Annotated in this window: 16 protein-coding genes; 10 read left to right on the top strand and 6 right to left on the bottom strand. The window is 67.8% G+C overall.

Features of this window, described 5'->3' with window-relative positions; translation table 11 throughout:
* The first annotated feature begins 129 nt into the window (after positions 1-129).
* The 3 genes from ACWEQQ_RS19485 (at position 130) to ACWEQQ_RS19495 (ending at position 6,377) form a co-directional block, all read left to right on the top strand.
* Positions 130-1,656, top strand: a complete 1,527-nt coding sequence (locus ACWEQQ_RS19485) for an alpha/beta hydrolase (RefSeq protein ID WP_452339477.1) — start codon at positions 130-132, stop codon at positions 1,654-1,656.
* A gap of 73 nt (positions 1,657-1,729) precedes the next feature.
* Positions 1,730-3,070, top strand: a complete 1,341-nt coding sequence (locus tag ACWEQQ_RS19490) for a glutamine synthetase family protein (protein WP_354838380.1) — start codon at positions 1,730-1,732, stop codon at positions 3,068-3,070.
* A 292-nt stretch (positions 3,071-3,362) separates the two neighbouring features.
* Entirely contained in the window at positions 3,363-6,377 is a 3,015-nt protein-coding gene (locus tag ACWEQQ_RS19495) for a bifunctional [glutamine synthetase] adenylyltransferase/[glutamine synthetase]-adenylyl-L-tyrosine phosphorylase (RefSeq protein ID WP_452349146.1), read from the top strand.
* Between the two features lie 225 nt (positions 6,378-6,602).
* On the opposite strand, the gene ACWEQQ_RS19500 is transcribed toward ACWEQQ_RS19495, so the two are convergent.
* Positions 6,603-7,838, bottom strand: coding sequence for a hypothetical protein (locus ACWEQQ_RS19500; protein ID WP_452349147.1), 1,236 nt, complete (start codon positions 7,836-7,838; stop codon positions 6,603-6,605).
* Positions 7,839-8,790: 952 nt separating this feature from the next.
* Here ACWEQQ_RS19500 and ACWEQQ_RS19505 point away from each other — a divergent pair.
* Together ACWEQQ_RS19505 and ACWEQQ_RS19510 are read left to right on the top strand one after the other, a co-directional pair.
* A complete protein-coding gene (locus tag ACWEQQ_RS19505; RefSeq protein WP_452339474.1) occupies positions 8,791-9,255 on the top strand; it encodes a hypothetical protein in 465 nt (154 codons plus the stop codon).
* Positions 9,256-9,386: 131 nt separating this feature from the next.
* Positions 9,387-10,049, top strand: a complete 663-nt coding sequence (locus ACWEQQ_RS19510) for a MarR family winged helix-turn-helix transcriptional regulator (RefSeq protein WP_452349148.1) — start codon at positions 9,387-9,389, stop codon at positions 10,047-10,049.
* Between the two features lie 56 nt (positions 10,050-10,105).
* Here the strand turns inward: ACWEQQ_RS19510 and ACWEQQ_RS19515 are convergent, their stop codons facing one another.
* Complete coding sequence (locus ACWEQQ_RS19515) at positions 10,106-10,930, bottom strand: class I SAM-dependent methyltransferase (RefSeq protein WP_452349190.1); 825 nt, start codon at positions 10,928-10,930, stop codon at positions 10,106-10,108.
* A gap of 174 nt (positions 10,931-11,104) precedes the next feature.
* Between ACWEQQ_RS19515 and ACWEQQ_RS19520 the strand changes: the two genes are divergently transcribed.
* Positions 11,105-12,550 (top strand): metallopeptidase, encoded by a 1,446-nt coding sequence (locus ACWEQQ_RS19520; protein ID WP_452349149.1) that lies wholly within the window; start codon positions 11,105-11,107, stop codon positions 12,548-12,550.
* 60 nt (positions 12,551-12,610) lie between these two features.
* Here the strand turns inward: ACWEQQ_RS19520 and ACWEQQ_RS19525 are convergent, their stop codons facing one another.
* The 3 genes from ACWEQQ_RS19525 to ACWEQQ_RS19535 form a co-directional block, all read right to left on the bottom strand.
* A complete protein-coding gene (locus ACWEQQ_RS19525; RefSeq protein WP_452339472.1) occupies positions 12,611-13,450 on the bottom strand; it encodes an alpha/beta hydrolase in 840 nt (279 codons plus the stop codon).
* Between the two features lie 156 nt (positions 13,451-13,606).
* Complete coding sequence (locus tag ACWEQQ_RS19530; protein ID WP_452349150.1) at positions 13,607-14,971, bottom strand: M20/M25/M40 family metallo-hydrolase; 1,365 nt, start codon at positions 14,969-14,971, stop codon at positions 13,607-13,609.
* Between the two features lie 4 nt (positions 14,972-14,975).
* Positions 14,976-16,628, bottom strand: a complete 1,653-nt coding sequence (locus ACWEQQ_RS19535; protein WP_452349151.1) for a CocE/NonD family hydrolase — start codon at positions 16,626-16,628, stop codon at positions 14,976-14,978.
* Positions 16,629-16,782: 154 nt separating this feature from the next.
* Between ACWEQQ_RS19535 and ACWEQQ_RS19540 the strand changes: the two genes are divergently transcribed.
* The gene (locus tag ACWEQQ_RS19540) at positions 16,783-17,340 is read left to right on the top strand and encodes a GyrI-like domain-containing protein (protein ID WP_452349152.1); all 558 of its coding nucleotides are present in this window, start codon (positions 16,783-16,785) and stop codon (positions 17,338-17,340) included.
* A gap of 60 nt (positions 17,341-17,400) precedes the next feature.
* Here ACWEQQ_RS19540 and ACWEQQ_RS19545 read toward each other — a convergent pair whose 3' ends face one another.
* Positions 17,401-18,312, bottom strand: a complete 912-nt coding sequence (locus tag ACWEQQ_RS19545) for an oxygenase MpaB family protein (protein WP_452349153.1) — start codon at positions 18,310-18,312, stop codon at positions 17,401-17,403.
* Between the two features lie 577 nt (positions 18,313-18,889).
* Here ACWEQQ_RS19545 and ACWEQQ_RS19550 point away from each other — a divergent pair.
* From ACWEQQ_RS19550 to ACWEQQ_RS19560, 3 genes are all read left to right on the top strand, one after another.
* Positions 18,890-20,191 carry a YhgE/Pip domain-containing protein gene (locus ACWEQQ_RS19550; RefSeq protein ID WP_452349154.1) on the top strand — a complete coding sequence of 434 codons (1,302 nt, stop codon included), beginning with the start codon at positions 18,890-18,892 and terminating at the stop codon, positions 20,189-20,191.
* Positions 20,192-20,316: 125 nt separating this feature from the next.
* Positions 20,317-20,448 (top strand): hypothetical protein, encoded by a 132-nt coding sequence (locus tag ACWEQQ_RS19555; protein WP_452349155.1) that lies wholly within the window; start codon positions 20,317-20,319, stop codon positions 20,446-20,448.
* A gap of 86 nt (positions 20,449-20,534) precedes the next feature.
* Positions 20,535-21,707: a TetR/AcrR family transcriptional regulator gene (locus ACWEQQ_RS19560; protein ID WP_452349156.1), complete on the top strand. Its 1,173-nt coding sequence runs from the start codon at positions 20,535-20,537 to the stop codon at positions 21,705-21,707.
* Positions 21,708-21,759 lie beyond the last annotated feature (52 nt).

Below are 21,759 nucleotides of genomic sequence, written 5' to 3' on the forward strand. Positions count from 1 at the left end.
GCGAGCGCGATGTACACAGCGGTGACGGTCGCCATGTGAACCACGGTGGCGGCCGGAATGTAAACGGAGAGATATATGGACCGGACGAGGGGTGCGAGGGTGATTTCGGCGGGATGGCACGATCGTGGGATGGCGTTGATGCGAACCGGCCGGGTCGTGCTCCTGGTGACGGCGTTGGCGATGACCGCGGCTGCGTGCACCAGCGTGGTGGACGGCAAGCCCACCTCGAGCACACCGGTGGGGATGGATTCCTTCTACAACCAGACCCTGACCTGGGGTAGCTGTGCCGATTACAGCGAAGACGAGATGCCCAAGAACTCCGAGTGCACGCGGGTGACGGTGCCGGTCGACTACGCCAATCCGGACGGGGCGACCGCCAAGATCGCGATCTCGCGGGTCCGGGCCACCGGCAACAAGATCGGCTCGCTGCTGCTCAACCCCGGCGGTCCCGGCGTGACCGGACTGAACATGGTCACCCTCGGTGACAGCACCCCGCTGGCCGAACGGTTCGACCGGATCGGCTTCGATCCGCGTGGCATCGGCGCGTCGCAGCCCGCCATCAAGTGCATGACCGCGGCCGAGGACGACGCCCAGCGCGCCGAGCCCAACAAGGACAACTCGCCCGCGGGCATCGCGGCCGCGGAGAACGAGAACAAGGACTTCGCCGGCAAGTGCGTCGAGCGCACCGGCAAGGACTTCCTGGCCCACGTCGGCACCCGGGAGGTCGTGCAGGACATGGACGTGATCCGGGCGGCGCTGGGTGATCGGAAGCTGACCTACCTGGGCTACTCCTACGGCACCCGCCTCGGTTACGCCTACGCCGAGAAGTTCCCCGACCACGTGCGCGCGCTGGTGCTCGACGGCGCGCTGGATCCCGAGCAGGATCCGGTCAAGGAGTCGGTGGCGCAGGCCGCCAGCTTCCAGAAGGCCTTCGACGCCTACGCCGTGGACTGCGCGGCCAAGGAGAAGACCAACTGCCCGCTCGGCGACGACCCGGGGCAGGCCACCAAGAAGTTCCGCTCGCTGGTGGATCCGCTGTGGGACAAGCCGGTTCCCACCCAGGACCCGCGCGGCCTGCACTACGGCGACGCCATCACCGGTGTGCAGCAGACCCTCTACTCCAACCGTCTGTGGCCCGCGCTCACCAAGGGCCTGCGTGAACTGGCCCAGGGCAGCGGCGACACGCTGCTCGCCCTCGCCGACATGTACGACGGCCGCCACGACGACGGCACCTACGACAACAGTTCCGACGCGTTCAACGCCATTCGCTGCGTCGACGACCCGGCCATTACCGACCGATCCATCGCGGCCAAGCAGGACGCCGACTACCGCCGCGTCGCCCCCTTCCTCGACGACGGCCACGGCGGCAACGCCGCGCCGCTGGAACTGTGCGCCATCTGGCCGGTCCCGAATACCAGCGCGCCGCACAAGCTTTCGATCCAGGGACTGCCGAAGACCGTGGTGATCTCCACGACCGAGGACCCGGCCACCCCGTACCAGGCCGGCGTCAACCTGGCGCAGCAGCTCGGCGCGTCGCTGATCACCTACAAGGGCACCCGACACACCGTGTCGCTCTCCGGAGTTCAGTGCGTCGACGACCCGGTGATTTCGTATCTCGTTGATCTGAAAGAGCCTGCGGCGGGCCTCACGTGTTGAGTGGGCACGACTCGCCGCGCCTCCTGACGTTCATGTAACACGGATTTAACTCCGGGACCCTACGCTCGCGGTCATGGACCGTCAGAAGGAATTCGTGCTCCGGACGCTCGAAGAACGGGATATCCGATTCGTGCGACTGTGGTTCACCGATGTCCTGGGGTATCTCAAGTCTGTCGCGATCGCGCCCGCCGAACTGGAGGGCGCTTTCGAGGAAGGCATCGGATTCGACGGTTCGGCCATCGAGGGGTTTGCCCGGGTCTCCGAGGCGGACATGGTGGCCAAGCCGGATCCGTCCACCTTCCAGGTGCTGCCGTGGTCCACGTCGAAGGGGCACCAGCACTCGGCGCGCATGTTCTGCGATATCGCGATGCCGGACGGTTCGCCGTCCTGGGCCGATCCCCGGCACGTGCTGCGCCGCCAGCTGAACAAGGCCGGTGACCTGGGCTTCAGCTGCTACGTGCACCCCGAGATCGAGTTCTTCCTGCTCAAGCCGGGCCCGCACGACGGCACGATGCCGGTTCCGGCCGACAATGGCGGCTTCTTCGACCAGGCCGTGCACGACGAGGCCCCGAACTTCCGCCGCCACGCCATCGACTCGCTGGAATCCATGGGCATCTCCGTGGAATTCAGCCACCACGAGGGCGCGCCGGGCCAGCAGGAGATCGACCTGCGCTACGCGGACGCGCTGTCCATGGCCGACAACGTCATGACCTTCCGCTACCTGATCAAGGAAGTGGCCATCGACGAGGGCGTGCGGGCCAGCTTCATGCCCAAGCCGTTCGCCGACCACCCGGGTTCGGCCATGCACACCCACATGTCGCTGTTCGAGGGTGAGCAGAACGCCTTCGCCGACCCGGACGACCCGGACAACCTGTCGGAGACCGCGCGCGCCTTCATCGCGGGCATTCTCGAGCACGCGCACGAGATCTCCGCGGTCACCAACCAGTGGGTGAACTCCTACAAGCGCCTGATCCACGGCGGCGAGGCGCCGACGGCCGCCTCCTGGGGCCGGTCGAATCGCTCTGCGCTGGTGCGGGTTCCGATGTACACGCCGAACAAGTCGGCCTCGCGCCGCGTCGAGATCCGCAGCCCTGACAGCGCCTGCAACCCGTACCTGGCCTTCGCGGTGCTGCTGGCCGCGGGTCTGCGCGGCATCGAGAAGGGCTACACGCTGCCGCCGGAGGCCGAGGACGACGTGTGGTCGCTGACCAGCGCCGAGCGTCGCGCCATGGGCTTCCGCGAACTGCCGGCGTCGCTGGACGAGGCGCTCAAGGCCATGGAGAAGTCCGAGCTGGTCGCCGAGACGCTGGGCGAGCACGTCTTCGACTTCTTCCTGCGCAACAAGCGCCGCGAGTGGGCGGGCTACCGCGCGCAGGTGACGCCCTACGAGCTGAAGGAATACCTGGGGCTGTGACATTTTGCCCTCCGCTTCGCTCCGGGCGGTTCGCGGCCTAGGCGCAGGTCTATGGAGCCGGAACCTCGGCCTTCCCTCCTCCGCTCCTCCGCTTCGCTCCCCGCTCCAAGCGCGGGAGGCGGAGCGCAGTCCAGGCCGAGGCGGGCCGCGAACTCTGGGTGGAGTGCTCTCGGGATTTTCGGAACCGAGGCGGGTGCATTCAGGAGTCGAACCGGCTGCGAGCGGGCAACGATGTCCCGTTTGAGAGGGATGGGTGGCACGTCCGATCAGCGTGACATGTAATTTGAAGGGCATGGTTCGGCCACCGACTGCTCGCTCCGCTGTACCCGGTGTCGGACGGCTCGGTCTGCTCGAGCCGTCGGCCGCCGACTCTCTGCGAGAGTTGGCGTGGGACAACGTGGACAGCGTGCCACTGCTGTGGGCGCTGTCGCGGTCCCCCGACGCCGATCTGGCGCTGCTGACGCTCATCCGGCTGCGCGAGCAACTCGGGAGCGACTGGGCCGCTTTGGATTACGAGCTGCGCCGGGACCCCGCGCTGCGCGGGCGGCTGCTGGCCCTCATCGGCTCGTCGAGCGCCTTCGCCGATCATCTGGTGGCGGATCCGGGCTCCTGGCAGCTGCTGAGGCGGAAGACGCTGCCCGATCGCGCGGAGTTGCTCGCGGATCTGCTGGACGCCGTGCACGCCATCCCGGAGACCGGGGAGAACGCCGGGCCCATGATGCACCGGGCGGGCGTGGCCGGGCCGGAGGCGATCGCCTTGCTGCGCAAGCGGTATCGCGATCAGCTCATGCTGCTGGCCGCCATCGACCTGGCCGCCACCGTGGAGAACGAACCGGTGCTGCCGTACCAGCAGGTCGGCCAGCACCTCACCGATCTGGCCGACGCGGCGCTCACCGCGGCGCTGTCGGTGGCGATCGCCCGGGTGTGCCCCGACCGGGAGACGCCGGTCCGGCTGGCCGTCATCGCCATGGGCAAATGCGGTGCGCGGGAACTGAATTACGTCTCCGATGTGGACGTCATCTTCGTCGCCGAACCGGCCGACACCACCGCCACCCGGCTCGCCGCCGAGATGATGAGCGTGGGCAGCGCGGCCTTCTTCGAGATCGACGCGGCGCTGCGGCCGGAGGGCAAGGCCGGTGCGCTGGTGCGCACCCTGGACTCGCACATCGCCTACTACAAGCGCTGGGCGCGCACCTGGGAATTCCAGGCACTGCTCAAGATGCGGCCCGCCACCGGCGATCTCGCACTCGGCGCCGCCTACCGTGACGCACTGATGCCCATGGTGTGGGCGGCCTCCGAGCGACCGGACTTCGTGGCGGACGTGCAGGCCATGCGGCGGCGCGTCGAGGACCTGGTACCCGCGGACCTGCGCGAACGCGAACTGAAACTGGGCCACGGCAGTCTGCGCGACGTCGAATTCGCCGTCCAGCTACTGCAATTGGTGCACGGCAAGGCCGACGAATCGCTGCACGTGCAGGGCACGGTGGAAGCGCTGACCGCGCTGGCCGCGGGCGGCTATGTGGGCCGCGACGACGCCGCCAACCTGACCGCCTCCTACGAATTCCTGCGGCTGCTCGAACACCGCCTGCAGCTGCAGCGACTCAAGCGCACCCACACCCTGCCCGCCCCCGAGGACGAGGAGGGCATGCGCTGGCTGGCGCGTGCCGCGCACATGCGGCCCGATGGGCGGCAGGACGCGGTCGGGGTGCTCACCAGCGAGATCAAGCGCAATGCGGTGCGGGTGCGGCGGCTGCACGCCAAACTGTTCTACCGGCCGCTGCTGGAATCGGTTGCGCGCCTGGACGCCGACAGCCTGCGACTCAGCCCCGAGGCGGCGGTGCGGCAGCTGGCCGCGCTGGGCTATGTGGCGCCGGAGAACGCGCTCGGGCATCTGAAGGCGCTGACCGGGGAGGTCGGGCGCAAGGGGCGGATTCAGGCGCTGCTGCTGCCGACCCTGCTCGAATGGCTCGGTGAGACACCGAATCCCGACGCGGGCCTGCTGGCCTACCGGCGGGTGTCGGAGGGGCTCGACAACGAGATCTGGTTCCTGCGCGAACTGCGCGACGAGGGCGCCATCGCGCAGCGGCTGATGATCGTGCTCGGGTCCTCGGCGTACCTGCCGGATCTGCTGATCAATGCGCCCGAGACCATTCGCATGTACGCCGACGGGCCGGACGGGCCGCTGCTGCTGGCCACCAAGCCCTCGGATGTGGCGCGCGGAATCCTCCCCGGCGCACGGCGTTACGACGACCCGAGGCGGGCGGTGGCGACCGCGCGCTCGCTGCGCCGGCACGAGCTGGCCCGTGTGGCCTCGGCGGATGTGCTGGGCATGCTCGACGTCCCGCAGGTGTGCGAGGCGCTGTCCTCGGTGTGGATCGCCACCCTGGAGGCGGCGCTGCAGGCCGTGATCCGGGCCAGTGAGGCCGAGCTCGGCAGGCCCGCGCCCGCCGACTTCGCCGTCATCGGCATGGGCCGGCTGGGCGGGATGGAACTCGGCTACGGCTCCGACGCCGACGTGCTGTTCGTGTGCGATCCGCGGCCCGGCGAGGACGAGACGGTCGCGGTGAAATGGGCGATCAGCATCGCCGAACAGGTACAGCGACTGCTCGGCGCGCCGAGCACCGACCCGCCGCTCCAGGTCGACGCCGGGCTGCGGCCCGAAGGCCGCAACGGTGCGCTGGTCCGCACGCTCGCCGCCTACTCCGCCTATTACACGCAGTGGGCGCAGCCGTGGGAGGTGCAGGCCCTGCTGCGCGCCCACCAGGTCGCCGGCGACCGCGAACTCGGAATCCGCTTCCTGCGCACCGTGGATCCCATCCGCTACCCCGAGGGCGGCATGTCCCCCGAGGGCGTCCGCGAGATCCGCCGCATCAAGGCCCGCGTCGACTCCGAACGCCTGCCGCGCGGCGCCAACCCCGCCACCCACACCAAACTGGGCCGCGGCGGACTCGCCGACATCGAATGGACCGTCCAGCTCCTGCAGCTCCTGCACGCCCACGAGGTCCCCGAACTCCACAACACCTCCACCCTGGAATCCCTCGACGCCATCGAACGCGCCGAGCTGATCGACACCGCCGACGCCGCCCTGCTCCGCGACGCCTGGCTCACCGCCACCAAGGCCCGCAACGCCCTCGTCCTGGTCCGCGGCAAACCCGCCGACCAACTCCCCGGCCCCGGCACCCTGCTCTCCGCCGTGGCCCGGGTCGCCGGCTGGCCCAACGACGACGGCAGCGAATTCCTCGACCACTACATGCGCGTCACCCGCCGCGCCAAAACGGTCGTGGAACGCGTCTTCGGCGGCGAGTAGCAGCCCCGCCGGCAGCACGAATCCTCCTCACGCCCTGCCTGTTTGCGACGTTGCGGCCAGTCGCCGTCAGTAGGCGCACATCGACAGTGCGACGATGAGATCCCGCTCGTCTGCCGGGGAACGGGCGGTCGTGGTGAGGGACCTGTTCGAGGCCGCAGGCGTGCCGCGCGAGGCGGCGGCGGAAACACTCCATCGCCGGCTCGTGGCGCTCGTTCGGCCGAGGGATCAGCCCGGGTCGTCGACGTCGGTTTGCATGAGATCGTTTCGGGCTGCGGGGAATTCGGCGCCGATTGTGGGTGGGACGTGGGGGAGGGGGGTGCCGAGGAGTTCGTCCTGGCGGTCGCGGATCAGCCAGGGTGGGGTGCGGTGGGATGAATCCGGGTCGGTGGTGGGGCGGCCGCCGGGGGCGAACATGCCGGAAGGTCCTGAGCCGGGTGGGGTGGAGAGGTTGGGGGAGTTGGGTTGTCTCGGCTGGGTGAGGGGTTCGGGGCTGGGCGGGCCGGGGAAGCTACGGCCCGGATCGGGGGTAGTGGGGGTGGGGGAGAACGGGATGGCCGGGTGGCCGCCGGGGGTCGGGGTGAACGGGGAAGTGAGTGGGGTGGCGGCGACGGGCTCGGTTTCGGGATCGGTCTGATGAGGGGCGGTCGAGGGCTGATCGCCGGGCATTCGGCGGTCGGGACTCCGGTATGCCGGATCTTGCGCGTCGGCGTCTGTCCCGGAGCCCGGAAGGTGTTGGGAATCGCCCGGATCGGCTGCGGTGGCCGCGGTGCCGGGAGACCCAGGTTCGAGATCGTGACTGCCACCCGGGCCGCTCCGGGTATTCGAGATCGGGGTGGTGGGCCGGCCTGTGTCCGGGGCGGAATCGGGTGTGCCGCCGAGGTTTTCGGATGCGATGTCGCCGGGAGATCTGAGCGCGAAGAAGGCGGGGACGGCCGTGCCGGCGGGTGGGTAGATCGGCACGTAGTTGGCATCCAGGGCGGCCAGTGCGAGGTGGTACTGCTCGTCTTTGGCGTCGGCGGGGGCGTCGGGTACGGGCGGTGGCACGGTTTTCCGGACGGCTTCGGCGCCGTATGCGGCGGCGATCACGCGGTGGCCGGTGCTGTGGGCGATTTCGGCGACATCGGTGGCGTCGCGGACGAATTGGCGAGCGGCGGTCTCGGCGGCGTCGGCGAGGTGGCCGGACATGGCGTCGGCCAGGGTGGTCTGGACGGTGGCGTGCAGGGTGCTGAGGGCGCCGAACATGCTGTCGGCGATGCTCACCCAGATCTGGGCGGCAGTGTGCATGTCGCCGGGGTTCATGGCCTGGACCCGGGAATGGATCTGCTCGTGCGTGAACCCGGGGAAGTGCTCCAGGTGCCGGATGTAATCCGGGTCGAGTCCGCGTATGGCGATGCGTGACTGCTCATGCTCGGCCCCCGATTGACTCAATCGGGCCCTGCGCCGCAAGGCTTCCGGTTCCATCGGCGTCCTCCCATCATCCGGTCTCTTCCACTTCGACGCCGGGGGCGGGGTGTCGGTTCCGCCGCGCGCGATTCGCCGATTCGGACGAGATCGGCCACACCAACCGAATTTGTTCGTCGCTCGCATCGCCGTTTCGACTGCAAGGCTGGTGCGGGTATCGAAATGCCTGAAAAAGAACATTCGCCGGGCGAGACTACTTCACGATGTTGCCGAGTGGACCGAGGAAGGTCGTTCACCCGGCGCCGTCGGCAACTTCGGAGCCGAATAGGGGCACCAGCGGCTCGAGCGGTGTTCCGTCGCTGAGTGAACGTACGGCAAAATGCCTTTGCATACGCATAATAGTCTCTTGATAGAGAAATCTCCGATCTGATATACGGCCATCTTCTGGTTGGACGAGGTGGTGGCCACAGTTTTCAAGAAACCGGTTTCTGTAATAAGAAATCCTGGGACTCGCTGACCAAATGCGATGAAGGCGATGATTGACATCGGGTGTAACGCCCAGGTCAGGGCTTGTATTTGATCGAATGTTCCCCGGGCTCGTCCCGTGATCGGAACCACGGTGGTCCGACATGGTGCCGGTCGGCCGGTGTCGAAGTTTTAGTGGAATTAACTTTCCAGGCTGAATATTTAATAGCAGATAAGGATCTGCCGGGACCGCCCTCAGGCGAGCCATCGATGCCAAAACGTTATTTTAGATCTCGATCACGGCCGGATGAGAACAGGTTATATTTTAGATCCCTTACGGTTACGGCGCGACATCTCGCCCGTGCTGTTGCTTCACCTTTTGGAGATAGTTATGAGATCGACCGCATCCGTGCTGCTTCGTGCCGGAGTTGTTACGCCAGTGGCGCTGGCGACTGCCTTCTGTTTAGCCGCACCCGCAAATGCCGCTCCCGTGAGCGTGAACTGGAGCTGCCAGGGCACGATCTTCGGGATAGGCCAAACCTCGAGCATGACCACATCGGTCGACGGTGCCGCGCCGGGTTCGGCGGCATCCGGCTCCGCGGTGGCCATTACCCTCACCCCCGGTGTATCCACGGTTCCCAGTTCGGCCTCGGGCTTCACGGTGACGAGCATCAGCAACCTGAAGATGATCTTCCCGACTCCGGCGAATTCGACGCTGGTCTCGGCCACCGCTTCCGGTGGGAGCGTGGCCGGCACCGTCACCACCTCGGGCGGGAATGTCGTTCTCACCGTGCCGGGTCCGATCGCCGGCGGCTCGAGCTTCACGCCGCCGGCGGTGACCATCAATGTGACCGCCGGTACTCCCGGAACGCCGATCACCAGCAAGTACGCGGGGACCAGTTATGCCAATCCCGGTATGACCATGACGACCAACGTGCAATGGATCGGCGGTGTCGCGACCGCGTGCTACCCGAATCCATCCCCGACCCTCACCACCACGACTGTCAGCTGATCGGACGTAGGCGGAGCAGCGTGACGCGCAGTATCCGCGCCGGTGAAATGTGGTGAATGTGCCCGGACTGGGCTGTTACCACCAGCCCAGTCCAGGTTCCGTCCGATCGGATCGGACACTCGCCGCCCCGGATGGTGTTCGCGCGCTTCGGCTTTCGTGCGGCGAAAGCCACTCTGGCCGGGGTGTGCAATACCGACTATCGTATCGGCTTCGGTGTCGTCGTGCAGTACATGTCCGCCACGACCTCGGTGAATTTGGTTGAGAGGTTTCGTGTTTCAAGTGTTCGAGGGTGGGAGCCTGTGCGTCCGATGTCAATCGAACCCGCTCGGATCGCAGTAGAGCTCAGAAAGGCCCTGGAGTTCTATCACGGAACCATCGAGGATCTGGCCCGCGAATCGATCAGGCTGCTGGGCGTGAACGAGACCGATCGACGTGCGCTGGAAATCGTCCTCGGGGAAGGGAAGTCCACGACACCTGGAATGCTCGCCGAACGGCTGGGCCTCACCGCCGCAGGTGCCACGGTCATGCTCAACCGGCTGGAGAAGCAGGGCTATATCGCCCGCTCGCTGGACCCCACCGATCGTCGCCGTGTGATCGTGGTGGCCACAGATCTCGCCGCCCGTCGCATGCAGGAACTCATCTCACCATTGGTCGACGAGGGCTACCAGATGATGCTGAGCTGGTTCGATCCCGCGGAACTGGAGATGATCGCGGGCTTCCTCACTCGGGCGGGCGAACTGCAGCGAACCCACCGGCAACAGCTACGCAACATGGATCCCTACCCGCGGCACTGAGGGTTTCCGGGATCGTATCCGGCGCGGAACCGGATGCGCACGACCATTTTTCGATGTCAGAGTTTGCGTGCCTGCAGGGTGAAGCTGAGGGGCAGCCGTTCGGGGTGTTCGGCGAGCCGCCATTCGGAGTCTTCGCCGCACACCATGCGACCGGGGAGCGCCTCCCATGGCACGCTCTGATGCTCGACGAGCTGGGTGAGGGTCAGGTCGGCCTGCAGGACGGCCTCCACGATCTCGCCGAGGCCGTGATTCCACTCGTGGGTGGTGCTGTGCGCGACCGCCAGATCGGTGTCCACATAGGTGGTTCCGTCGTCGAACACCATCGGTTCCGGTGTCTCGAAGTACGGGTAGCCGAGGGTGAGCGCCTCGGTGCGGGCCTCGTCCACGGCCATCCGGACCGGATGGTCGTCGCGGATGAACAGCCGCCCGCCCGGCCGCAGCAACCCGGCCACCGTCTCGGCCCACCGGCGGATGTCGGGCAGCCAGCACAGCGCCCCGATGCCGGTGTACACGAGATCGAATCGCGCAGCGCCGAGCACGGTTACGGCGTCGTAGACATCGGCCTCGACGAAATCGATTGGCGTGGCGCTGGATTCGGCGAGCTTACGAGCCTCGGCCAGGGAGGCGGGGGAGAAGTCGAGGCCGGTCATGGTGGCGCCCAGCCGCGCGAGGGAGAGCGTGTCGGTGCCGATGTGGCATTGCAGGTGCACCGCGTCCAGGCCGCGGATGTCGCCGAGGCGCGGCAGGTCGAAGCGGACCACGTGGCTCAGGAACGACGGATCGGTCCGGAATTTGTCGAGGGCGTAGTCGCCGGAACCGGCGTGCAGCGGAGCGCGATCGTCCCAGTTGGCCCGGTTCAGGCGGCGGTAGTCGCTCATGATGCTCGACTGTGCCATGGATGCGGCGGCCGTCTCAGCTGATTTTCTGGATGCGTGTCGCGAGCGGCGCGCCGTGACCGGGCCGATGATTCCCACCGGCCGTTGCGAGACCGGGGACTTCGTGCGATATGTCGGTGGATACTCGGAGCAGGTCCCGAGTGGTAAGCGGGAGGCGAGATGGGGACGTCGCGGGTGCGGCTGGGGCCGGCCGTCGTGCTCTTGGTGGCGGGGGTGGTCCTCACCGGTTGTTCGGCCGTCAAAGGACCAGCCGCACAGAATGTTTCGGCTCCGGCGACGACCAATCCGTGGGAGCTGACCGGGCAGACCTCGGCGAGCGGGCCCAGCGGTCCCCGGGCCGGGGTGCCGGACGCGGATCTGCGGGCCGAGAACGGGGACGGCGGGGCCATCGACAAGCTGGCCCTGAACGCCATCTCCGATATCGCCGACTACTGGAAGGGGCAGTACGCCAAGACCTTTCCGGGCACCTTCACGCCGGTGACCCGATTCATCTCCTGGGATTCCACCGCGCCCCGCGCGCGGGCCGTCGACTTCTGCCGCAGCAGCACCTATCAGGAGGTCAATGCCGCCTACTGCAGCGTCGACCAGACCATCGGCTGGGATCGCGGCACCCTGCTGCCCGAACTCGTGAAGAAGTTCGGGCAGCTGGCGGTGGTCATGGTGCTGGCCCATGAATACGGGCACTCCGTCCAGGCGCAGGCCAAACTGAACGGCTTCTTCACCTCGAGCGTGGTGCGCGAACAGCAGGCCGACTGCTTCGCGGGGGTGTTCCTGCGTTCGGTGGCGGAAGGGAATTCGCGGCACTTCACCCTCAACACCACCGACGGGCTGAACGGCGTGCTGGCCGCGGTCATCTCCTTCCGGGACCGGGAACCCGGCGCGTCGCAGGACGAGCACGGGACCGCGTTCGAACGGGTCACCGCCGTGCAGATGGGCTACACCGACGGCGCGGCCGCGTGCAAGGGCATCACCCGCAGCGAGCTTCAGAAACGGCGCGGCACCCTGCCCACCAGTTTCCAGCCGGGGGACAAGGCCAAGCAGCTGCCGGTGGACCAGCCCGACCTGACGCTGGTGGCGCAGTCGCTGGCCCGCGCCTACCCGATCCAGCCGGAACCCGCCTACGACTACTCGGGAGTCACCCGCACCTGCCCGAACGTGACCGCGACCCAACCGGTTTCGTACTGTCCGAGCACCAATGTCATCGGCACCGACGTGCCTGCCCTGGCGAAACGGGCGGTCGCCGGCGACAACGGCGATCTGTTCTCGGCCATGGTGGGCGGGGACTACAACGCCTTCGTCGTCTTCGTCTCCCGCTACATGCTCGCCGTGCAGCAGGCCCGGAAGCTGAGCATCACCGGGGCCGGCACCGCGGGTCTGCGCGCCGCCTGCTTCTCGGGCGTGTACAGCACCCAGCTCAGCCGGCCCGGCAGCGACTTGCAGCTCTCCGCAACCGATCTCGACGCGGCGATCTCCGGACTGCTGCTCGACGGGCTGGCCGCCGCCGACGTCAACGGCGCTGTGGTTCCCAGCGGCTTCGTGCGGCTCGAGGCCTTCCGGACCGGGGTGCTGGACGGCGAGGACGCCTGCCTGAAGGCTTACCGGTAGCGGACCAACGGCCGGAATTCGGAGTGGCGCAGTGGATTCCGGCCGATTACGGCCGCCGAGTCAGTTCTGCGGCAGGTGCGCTTCGAGCCAGTTCACCAGGTCGGTGAGCACCTTGTCCTGTTCGGGCTCGTTGTAGATCTCGTGGTAGAGCCCGTCGTAGCGGATGACCGTCTTGTCCTTCGACGCCGCGCTCCGCTCCAGCAGGTCGCTGCCGGTGGGCGAGGCGAGGCCGTCGGAGGTGCCGTGCTGGACCAGCAGCGGGGCGGTCAGGCGGTCCAGGTGGGACTTGACGTACTCGCCCGCGCGCAGCATCTCACCGGCGGTGCGGGCCGGGACGCCGCCGTGGTGCACCAGCGGATCCTCGTCGTAGGCGCGCACCACATCGGGGTCGCGGCTCACCAGCTTCGAATCCAGCTTCACCACCGGCAGATTCGGCAGGTACTTCGACACCAGCGGCGCGGCCAGGCGCTGCACCGCATTGCCCGCCTCGATATCGATGGCCGGGGCCGACAGCACGATGCCGGTCACCTCCGGCTGGTCGCGGGTGGCCAGGTAGGCGGTGGTGAGACCGCCCATGCTGTGGCCGATGAGGAAGCTCGGCAGTCCGGGATGGCGTCCGGTGGCGGTGGTGAGCATGGTGCGCACATTGTCGGCCGCGGTATCCAGCGAGACGACATTCGCCCGCGGGCCCTCCGATCTACCGTGCCCGGTGTGGTCGAGCGCGTAGACCGCGAACCCGGACTCGGACAGCCGCTGCGCGACATGCGCGTAGCGGCCGGAATGCTCGGCGTACCCGTGCACGATCACGGCGACGGCGCGGGGTTCGCCGTCGGGCAGCCACGCCTGCCAGAACACGCGGCCCTCCGCTCCCTGGAATTCACCGGTTTCCGTGCGGGTCATTCGCCGCTCCCTTCAGGTCGTCACGCTGCCGGAGGGTGCGCCCGCCCAACACGGTGCGCCCGAAATGTCGAGTACCGGCGGAGTCATTCTCGCGCATCCGGCGCGTCGTGGGGCCGGACGGGCGAATCCGCGCGGTGGGAGCGGCGGTTGCCGGGGTCAGCCGACGAGGCGGTCGAGCAGAAGCCGGTTGAATCGGATCAATCGGGCGTAATCGGCGCGGGAGATGCGTTCGTCCGTGCCGTGGATGCGCTCCAGATCGGCGGCGGTCAGGATGATCGGCGCGAAATTGCAGCGGGTGGCGGCGAGATCGTCGTAATAGCGGGAGTCGGTGGCGCCCGGGACGACGCCGACCGTGACGGCGATGCCCGGCGCCACTTCGCGCGCGACGGCGGCGACGAGATCGAAGTCCGGCCCCGCCGACGGGTCGGCCGAGGGCTCGGAGGTGGTGCCGTCGAGTTCGATGGATACGCCCTTGTCCCGCACCACCTTCCGGCAGTGGGCCAGCACGTCGGCCACCGAATCGCCCGGCAGGATGCGGAAGTTCACGAACGCCTCGGCCCGCTGCGGCAGCACATTGGGCTTCACGCCGCCGCTGATCATGGTCGGCGCGGTGGTGGTCCGCACCAGCGCCTCGGTCTGCGGCCGGGCCGCCAGCACCCGCGCCGCGATGACCCCGGCCACGTGCACCAGCCCGAGCAGGGTCCGGCGCGGTTCGGACATGAATTCCCGCACCCGCGTGAGCATGTCGACCGCGACCGGCGTCAATCGCAAAGGGAACGGATGATCCTGAATCCGCGCCACCGCCCGCGCCAGCCGCCCCACCGCGGTCTGCCGGCCCGGCATGGACGAATGCCCGCCCACATCGGTCACCGACAGCCGAACCGTCGCGAACCCCTTCTCGCCCACCATGATCGTGGCCACCGGCACGTCTATCCCGTCGGCCACGCCCGTGGTGATCACGCCGCCCTCGTCGACCAGCAACCGGGCCCGGACACCGGCGTCACGCAACCGCTGCGCCATCCGTCCCGCGCCCTCGGCGCCGAAGATCTCCTCGTCGTGCCCGAACGCGAGATACACCGTCTCCCTGGGGCGTACACCCGCGCCCAGCGCCCGCTCGACCGCCTCCAGAATCGCCAGCAACCGGCTCTTGTCATCGATAGCCCCACGGCCCCAGATGAATTCGTCATCCACCACGCCGTCGAACGGCAGATGCGTCCACGCCTCCAGATCGTCGACCGGCACGACATCCATATGCGCCAGCAGAATCGCCGCCACAGTGTCATCCGGCCTGTCGGCGGCCGCCCAGCGGTACAGGCGGCTGTGGCCGAAGGTCTCCCAGGTGAGGTGGGTGTGGACCAGCGGGAAGGACTGTTCGAGGTGGGCGATGAGGCGGTCGAATTCGGAGGGGTCGATGCGGTCGCGGTTCTCGTAGGAGACGGTTCGGCAGCGTAGCGCCGCGGCCAGCCGCTCGGCGGTGGCATCGTCGACGGCGCGGGCGTCGGTCGGCGCGGTGCTGGTCATCGGCCTAGCCGCCGGCCCTGGGCGGGAAGTTCACGGTCACACTGGCATTGTTCACCACATCGGGGGGCAGCGAGACCGACTTCTCGTTCCGCCACTTCGGAATGGCCTCGCTCAGATCGCCGGGCAGATCGGGGGTGCGGATCGCGGCGAGCAGCGGCAGGTGGATCTGGGCCGTGGTGACGGTGACCGGTGCGAAGGCCGGTGGGTGCGCCCACACGTCGTCGACCACGTCGGTGATGCGGATGCCGATCCGGTGGCCGGCGGCAAGGGGCCAGTCCTGGGCGAGCAGCCGGACCTGGGCGGTCGGGGTGACCGGGGCGATGCCGCGGGTGATGACGGTCGCCCGGTTGTTCGGGTCGATGTCGTAGACCTCGACGGTGACGGCCGCCGCGGCGGGACCGTCCAGGCCGAGGGTGGCCGTCGCCTGACCGGACAGGTGCTGGTCCTGGTCCAGAGGCTGGGTCACGGTCCAGATCTCGCGGTCCGCGCCCGGGATGAGGCCGCGGTCGTTGTAGCGTCCGGTGCGCAGATCGATGTCGACGGCGTGGCTGTCGGCGGGCGGCCACGCGGCCTCCGAGCGCCACCGGCCGTCGAACTGGCCGACGGTGATCCGGGGTCCGGGCACCGTCACGTCCTTGCCCGCCACGTGCCGGTCGAAGAACGCCAGCAGCTCGGTGGCGAAGTCGGGTGAACCGCATTTCTCGGTGCAGTCGCGGTGACCCCACTGCCCGAACCAGGCCCTGTGCTCGCCCGGGCCGAGCGCGTTCCACAGCGGGAAGACCCGGTCGGGGCGGGTGTTGTAGTCGACGAAGCCCTGGCTGAGGAACAGCGGAATGGTGTTGCCCCGCACCTTCTCCACCAGATCCCGGTCCCGCCAGAATGCGGAATTCGCGTCGTGGTTGGTGGTTTCGGCGAGGTAGTGCTGATAGCAGGCCGGATCGATGCTCGAAGCATTCGCCTTGTACTCGGCCGAATCGGTTGGATACGCGGGCGTGGAGGCGATCATCAGATGCTCGAAGCCGGCGAGATCGCCGGGCCGGAAACCGTTCTCACTGATCGGCTTGAGCGAGAACTTCCAGGCGATGCCCTGCATGTAGAGGTAGGTGTTGGGATCCACGACCGGTTCGAAGGCGGCCACCGCCGCCAGACCGGCGGGCTGCTCGGCCAGTCCCATGAGCCCGGTCCAGCCTTCGTAGGAGGTGCCGGCCAGCCCGACCCGGCCGGTCGACCACGGTTGTCCCGCAGCCCATTCCACCGCGGTCTTCACATCCGACCGCTCGCCCGGCCCGCCGAAATCGGGACAGCCGTTGGAGCCGCCGAACCCGCGCAGATCCACGATCACGTAGGTGTATCCGGCCTGCAGGAACATCGACGCCGGCAGATCGTCGGTGGACGGCCCGCCCGCGAGCCGCGGTTCGCTCAACCGCATGAGGTGCGCCCGGTACGGGCTGACGGTCATGATCACCGGTGTGCGTACATCGTCGGCGAGTCCGACGGGTCGCAGCACGTCCGCGTGCAATCGCGTCCCGTCCGGTGCGGTGATGAACTCCTCGTGCCATTGATACTGCGCCTGGGCCCCCGCCCGCCCCGGCACCGCCACAACCCCCACCACCAGTAGCAGCACGCTGATCAACGCGCGCCACAACACCATCCGCATGCTCACCATAGTGACCTTGGTGCTTGCGGCCGCCGCGATCCAGCCCCAGGAACCGGGGTGCGCGGTCCGCTTCCCGGTCGCCTCGCCACGCCGGGTTTGACCCTCCCGTCGCGGGAGACCGCATCCTCGAATCGACCCCGAGGAAGGAGCACCCATGAAACTGGACCTGGCCAAGACCGACAGGCACTACTACGACGCCCCCACCGAACCCGTCCTGCGTACCTTCCGGCCCTGCAACTACGCCACGGTCAGCGGTGTCGGCGCGCCCCTCGGCGACGCTTACACCGAGGCCGTCTCGACCCTGTACCGAGTCGCCTACGGCGCCAAGAAGATCGCCAAGGCCGAGGGCAACGACTTCGTGGTCCCCAAGCTGGAGGGCCTGTGGTGGGTCGAATCGGACCGCCCCGCCCTGCAGGTGCCGCGTGACGAATGGCACTGGACGATGATGATCCGCATGCCCGGCCCGGTGACCCCGGACATGGTCTCCGGGGCCACTTTCGAACAGCTCACCGAGGGCGACGCCATCCAGGTCATGCACCGCGGCCCGTACGCCACCGAGCCCGAGACCCTCGCCCGCATGGAAGCCTTCATGGCCGAACACCACCTGACCATGAACGGCCGCCACCACGAGATCTACCTCTCGGACCCGCGCCGGACCCAGGACGCCGCCATGCGCACCCTGCTTCGCCACCCGGTCCGGCCGCTGTCCTGACGGGGAGCTCTGACCGTGGCATCTCGCCCGGTTCCCTACGCTGAGAGCTCCCCCCGGTGATTACACGGGACGGAGGTTGATCATCTTGCGGAGGCGGGCGCGGTCGCGTTCGAGGCGGCGGGCCTCGTAGGCGATGGGGAAGTAGCGGACGCGCTCGGGGAGGAGAGGGACGGTGCGGCCGATGGTCCAGCCCAGGACGCGCAGGGCGCGTTCGTCTTTCGCGGTCCATTCCAGCCCGAGCTTGTCGCGGATGGCGTCGGGGGTGGTGCCTACGGTGAAGAAGTACTGGAGACGGCCAACGGGTTTGGTCGCGACGCGCCACACCGGGTGCAGGGGCGCGGGAATCTGCTTGGGCGGGGCGATGTTCCGGATGACCTTCAGGTAGTCGTAGGCCACATTCGTAGGTACCAGGTGGTTTTCGATCTGGTCCTCGAACCAGGGCAGCCAGTCGGCGTAAGTGGGTGGAATCTCCTTGGGGGCCACCGAGAAGTTGCGCATGAGCTGCACCACCTCCTGGTAATAGGACTCCTTCTGCGCCTCGGTCAACTGATCGCTGGAGAAGTACTTGTTGCCCTCGGTGAAGGCGAAGATGGCGGTGTGGAGCACCCAGGCCCAGGGGCCGGAGGACAGGGCGCGGTGCTTGACGCCCTGTGCGTCCGTGGAGTTCAAGGTGGCGTGCATCTTTCGCAGCCGGTCGGCTTCCGCGAGCCCCTCTTCGCCGCCGTAGATCCACATCATCACCGAGGCGATGCTGCGGGCCGCCCGGCCGAGTGCGTCGGTGCGGAACGTCGAGTGCTCGTCCACCACCGCGGCGATCGAGGGCTCCATGGTCTGCAGCAGGAATGCCGAGCCGGCCGTCAGCGAGAAGGTGACGAGTCCGGTGTCCTCCCACATCCGGCTGCCGGGTCCGAACGGGCGGCGTTCGGGGCGTGCACCTCGGGACTCGTGGTCGAGCGCGACGGCGGCGGTCATGGTGGATCTCCTTTGATCAACCGATCCTGTCGACTGCACAGGACGACAGGATGAGAGAGTTACTAACAAATCTTCTCATCATGTCGCGCGCGTGGCAACCGTCACTCGAGCATCGGTCCTCGGATCGAGATTCGGAGCGAGGTCGCATTGTTGACGGGCCTTCGCTTTCTGGCCACGATGTAAGTCGTGGCGAACGGCGGGCAAACTGCTGTTCGAGCATCCGGCCATGCATCACCAACCCACCCCGCTCGGAGGGGTAGCCGTCGTAACTGCTTGACCCGGAGGAGTTTTCGATGAAGCGTGAATCCGAATGCGCCACCCTCCACCGCGATCGAACCGCGTGGCGGGAACTCCAGGAGTTTCTGCCGCCCCGGTTGCGGATCACGGCCGAAGACGACCTGCCGGCCGAGGAATTCTGGGAGTGGAAGGGCAACGATATCCACCTCGATCAGTACCTGAACCCGCGCGCCCCGGCTGCTCGAGGAACCCGGCCTCACCCAGATGCGGGAGTCCATCGACGCATTCGTCCGAGAGGTCACCGGCACCAACCCCCGAACCGAGAGAGCTGGGTGCGCGCATGGCGAACGTAGAGGAGACGGTTCCGGCGAGCGTCCCGCGCAAGAGCGTGCGGGTGTGGCTGGCTCCGGCCGTGGTGGTGTCGCTGCTGATGGCGCTGCTGGCCACCATGTATCTGGCGTATGTGGTGGATCCGGCGAAGCATCTGCACGCATTTCCGATCGCGCTGGTCGATCAGGACTCCGGTGATGTGATCGGCGGGCAGCCCACCAATGTCGGCAAGCAGATCAGTGATGCGCTCGTGCAGCAGATTCCGGGCGACAAGGTCGATCTGCGGGTGCTCGGCATCAACGAGGCAGAGCACCAACTCGGCTCGGGGAAGGTGTACGGGGCGATCGTCATCCCGAGTGACTTCACCAAGCGGCTCGGCATTTTCGCCGCCGCGAGCGTGGTGTCCGGGGACGTGACGCAGCCGCAGATCACGGTGTACACCAATCCGCGCGCCGGCACCTTCAGCGCCCAGATAGTGCAGAGTATCGCCGGTACGGCGTTGAAACAGGCCAACGACACTGTCGGCCAACGTCTCACCGCAACGGTGAACACTCAGTTGCAGGCGCCCGCCGGGGCTCCCGCGCCGCAGCTGCCGGGGCTCAGCAAGCTCATGCTGGCCGCGCCGATCGACGTGACCGTCACACCGTTCCATCCGCTGCCCAGCGGCACGGGTAACGGCCTCACCGCCTTCTTCTACACGGTGATGGTCCTGCTGGCCGGGTTCACCGGCGCGATGGTGATCAATGGAATGGTCGATTCCGCACTGGGTTTCGCGCCCACCGAATTCGGACCCTGGTACGTCCACTATCCGCCGGTGCCGATCTCCCGGTTGCGGACGCTGTTCCTCAAATGGGGCATCATCACCGGTGTCGCACCCGTGGTGGCGGCGATCTTCATGGGGATCGGGCACTGGCTGGGCATGCCGATCGACCGCCCGCTACTGCTGTTCCTCTACAGCACGTTCGGCATCATCGCGGTCGGAGTCACCGCCCTGTCGATCGTGTCCGCGCTGGGGACCCTGGGCATGCTGGTGAACCTGGTGCTGTTCATCGTGCTGGGCCTGCCGTCGTCCGGCGGTACCGTCCCGGTCGAGGCGATCCCGAAACCCGTTGCGTGGCTGTCCGATTTCGAGCCGATGCATCAGGTGTATCTCGGGGTGCGCGCCATCCTCTATTTCAACGGCGACGGCTCGGCGGGGCTGAGTCACGCATTCTGGATGACCCTGCTGGGTTTGCTGATCGGTCTGCTGGTGGGCCTGGTGGTGACGGGCTACTACGACCGCAAGGAACTGCATCGCGCTCCGGCGATGTGATGCGGGTCGCTCCGGATGGGGTGTCTTCTCTGTCTGGGACGCACTGTTGACGGACGCCGCCTGGCGGGACACACTTGGTACCGTCGGTATCGGTACCGGCGGTACCAATAGGGAGTCTTCCCATCGTGAACGTCACTACAACCAGCGAGCAGCTCTATCCCGAACCCCTGATCTTCGACCCTGATCGCTATGGTGGCGGCAAGCCCGACTTCGCCTCCTGGCTGCCCTGCGGCGGCGGCATCGGCTGCCGTCGGTGAGCCCGAGAGCTGATCGGATGTCGGCACCGGCGCCCCGGCGGACGAGAACCGCCGCGACCAGGAAACGACCCCCGACCCGGCGTTCCATGATCTTGAACGCCGCACTGGACGCCTTCGCGCACGGTGGCTATCACGGCACCTCCATGTCCGATATCGCGGCGGCCGTGGGTATTTCGGCGCCGGCGCTGTACCGGCACTTCCGCGGTAAGCAGGAACTGCTCGGGCAGTGCCTGCTGGTCGGCCTCGACGACACCCTGACGCGGGTCGAGGCTGCGCACCGGGCCGACCCGTCGGGGGCGGCGGTACCGGCCGCTCTGGTCCGGGTCGCGCTCGAACTGCGTGAGCTGCCCAGGCTGTGGCAGTTGGAGTTCCGCAATCTGACGCCCGGTGACCGGACCGCGGTGCTGCTGCGCGCCGCCCGGCTCACCGGATACCTCAGGCACTGGATTCGCGGCTGCCGTCCCGAACTGAACGTCGCCGATGTCGAACTGCTGAGCTGGTGTGTGCTGTCGGTCGCGGTCAGCCCGTCCTATCACCGGACCGAGCTGCCGCTGCCGATCGCCGCGCAGCTGCTCGAATCCGTTGTCGCCGAAGTGATCCGGACCGAACTGCCGGATCGGACGGCGGGACGTCCGCCGACGCGATCCGCGCGGCTCGACGGTGCGAATACCGCACTGGATCGAGCGCTCCGGTCCGAGCGGATGCTCGCCGAGGCCGCCCGGCTTTTCAGCACCCGCGGTTTCGCCGCCGTCGGCATCGAGGACATCGGCGCGGCCGTGGGGGTCTCGGGACCCGCGCTGTACTACCACTTCTCGAACAAGGCCGAGCTGCTCGACCGGATCGTGCGCCGCCAGGACGAGTGGCTGCAGTTGACGCTGGTACGGGCGGTCGCGGAGACCCGCAGCGCCGAGGCGTCGATGCGCTCGCTGATGCGCAGCTTCGCGCGATTCGGCGTCGACGAACCGGACCTGCTGGCCATCACCGTCAGCGAAACCCGCCACCTGCCCACCGACGCGGTGCAGCGCTACCGGCGCGTCCGCCTGGACGGCATCGCCCAGTGGGGGCGCATGTTGCAGGCGGTCCGGCCCGAGATCCCGGCGGCGGTGGCGCGGCTGCTGATCCGCGCGTCCACCACGGTCGTCATCGAGGCCGTGCGCAATCCGCGGTTGCGGTGGCGTGACGATCTCGTCGACGTCCTGGTTGCTGTCGGCGAGCGGATCGAGGCGGCCCCGATCGGCGTCCGTGCGGCGGCCCGGTGAATTACACCACTTAGCGGCCATTCACTTAATCGATTCGAATTGCCTGCTACCA

It is taken from the genome of Nocardia sp. NPDC004123, assembly GCF_053603795.1.

Coding starts and splice junctions, on each gene's coding strand:
- ACWEQQ_RS19485 (WP_452339477.1), top strand. CDS start 130: ATGGCGTTGATGCGAACCGGCCGGGTCGTGCTCCTGGTGACGGCGTTG.
- ACWEQQ_RS19490 (WP_354838380.1), top strand. CDS start 1,730: ATGGACCGTCAGAAGGAATTCGTGCTCCGGACGCTCGAAGAACGGGAT.
- ACWEQQ_RS19495 (WP_452349146.1), top strand. CDS start 3,363: ATGGTTCGGCCACCGACTGCTCGCTCCGCTGTACCCGGTGTCGGACGG.
- ACWEQQ_RS19500 (WP_452349147.1), bottom strand. CDS start 7,838: ATGGAACCGGAAGCCTTGCGGCGCAGGGCCCGATTGAGTCAATCGGGG.
- ACWEQQ_RS19505 (WP_452339474.1), top strand. CDS start 8,791: ATGACCACATCGGTCGACGGTGCCGCGCCGGGTTCGGCGGCATCCGGC.
- ACWEQQ_RS19510 (WP_452349148.1), top strand. CDS start 9,387: ATGGTGTTCGCGCGCTTCGGCTTTCGTGCGGCGAAAGCCACTCTGGCC.
- ACWEQQ_RS19520 (WP_452349149.1), top strand. CDS start 11,105: ATGGGGACGTCGCGGGTGCGGCTGGGGCCGGCCGTCGTGCTCTTGGTG.
- ACWEQQ_RS19525 (WP_452339472.1), bottom strand. CDS start 13,450: ATGACCCGCACGGAAACCGGTGAATTCCAGGGAGCGGAGGGCCGCGTG.
- ACWEQQ_RS19530 (WP_452349150.1), bottom strand. CDS start 14,971: ATGACCAGCACCGCGCCGACCGACGCCCGCGCCGTCGACGATGCCACC.
- ACWEQQ_RS19535 (WP_452349151.1), bottom strand. CDS start 16,628: ATGCGGATGGTGTTGTGGCGCGCGTTGATCAGCGTGCTGCTACTGGTG.
- ACWEQQ_RS19540 (WP_452349152.1), top strand. CDS start 16,783: ATGAAACTGGACCTGGCCAAGACCGACAGGCACTACTACGACGCCCCC.
- ACWEQQ_RS19545 (WP_452349153.1), bottom strand. CDS start 18,312: ATGACCGCCGCCGTCGCGCTCGACCACGAGTCCCGAGGTGCACGCCCC.
- ACWEQQ_RS19550 (WP_452349154.1), top strand. CDS start 18,890: ATGGCGAACGTAGAGGAGACGGTTCCGGCGAGCGTCCCGCGCAAGAGC.
- ACWEQQ_RS19560 (WP_452349156.1), top strand. CDS start 20,535: ATGATCTTGAACGCCGCACTGGACGCCTTCGCGCACGGTGGCTATCAC.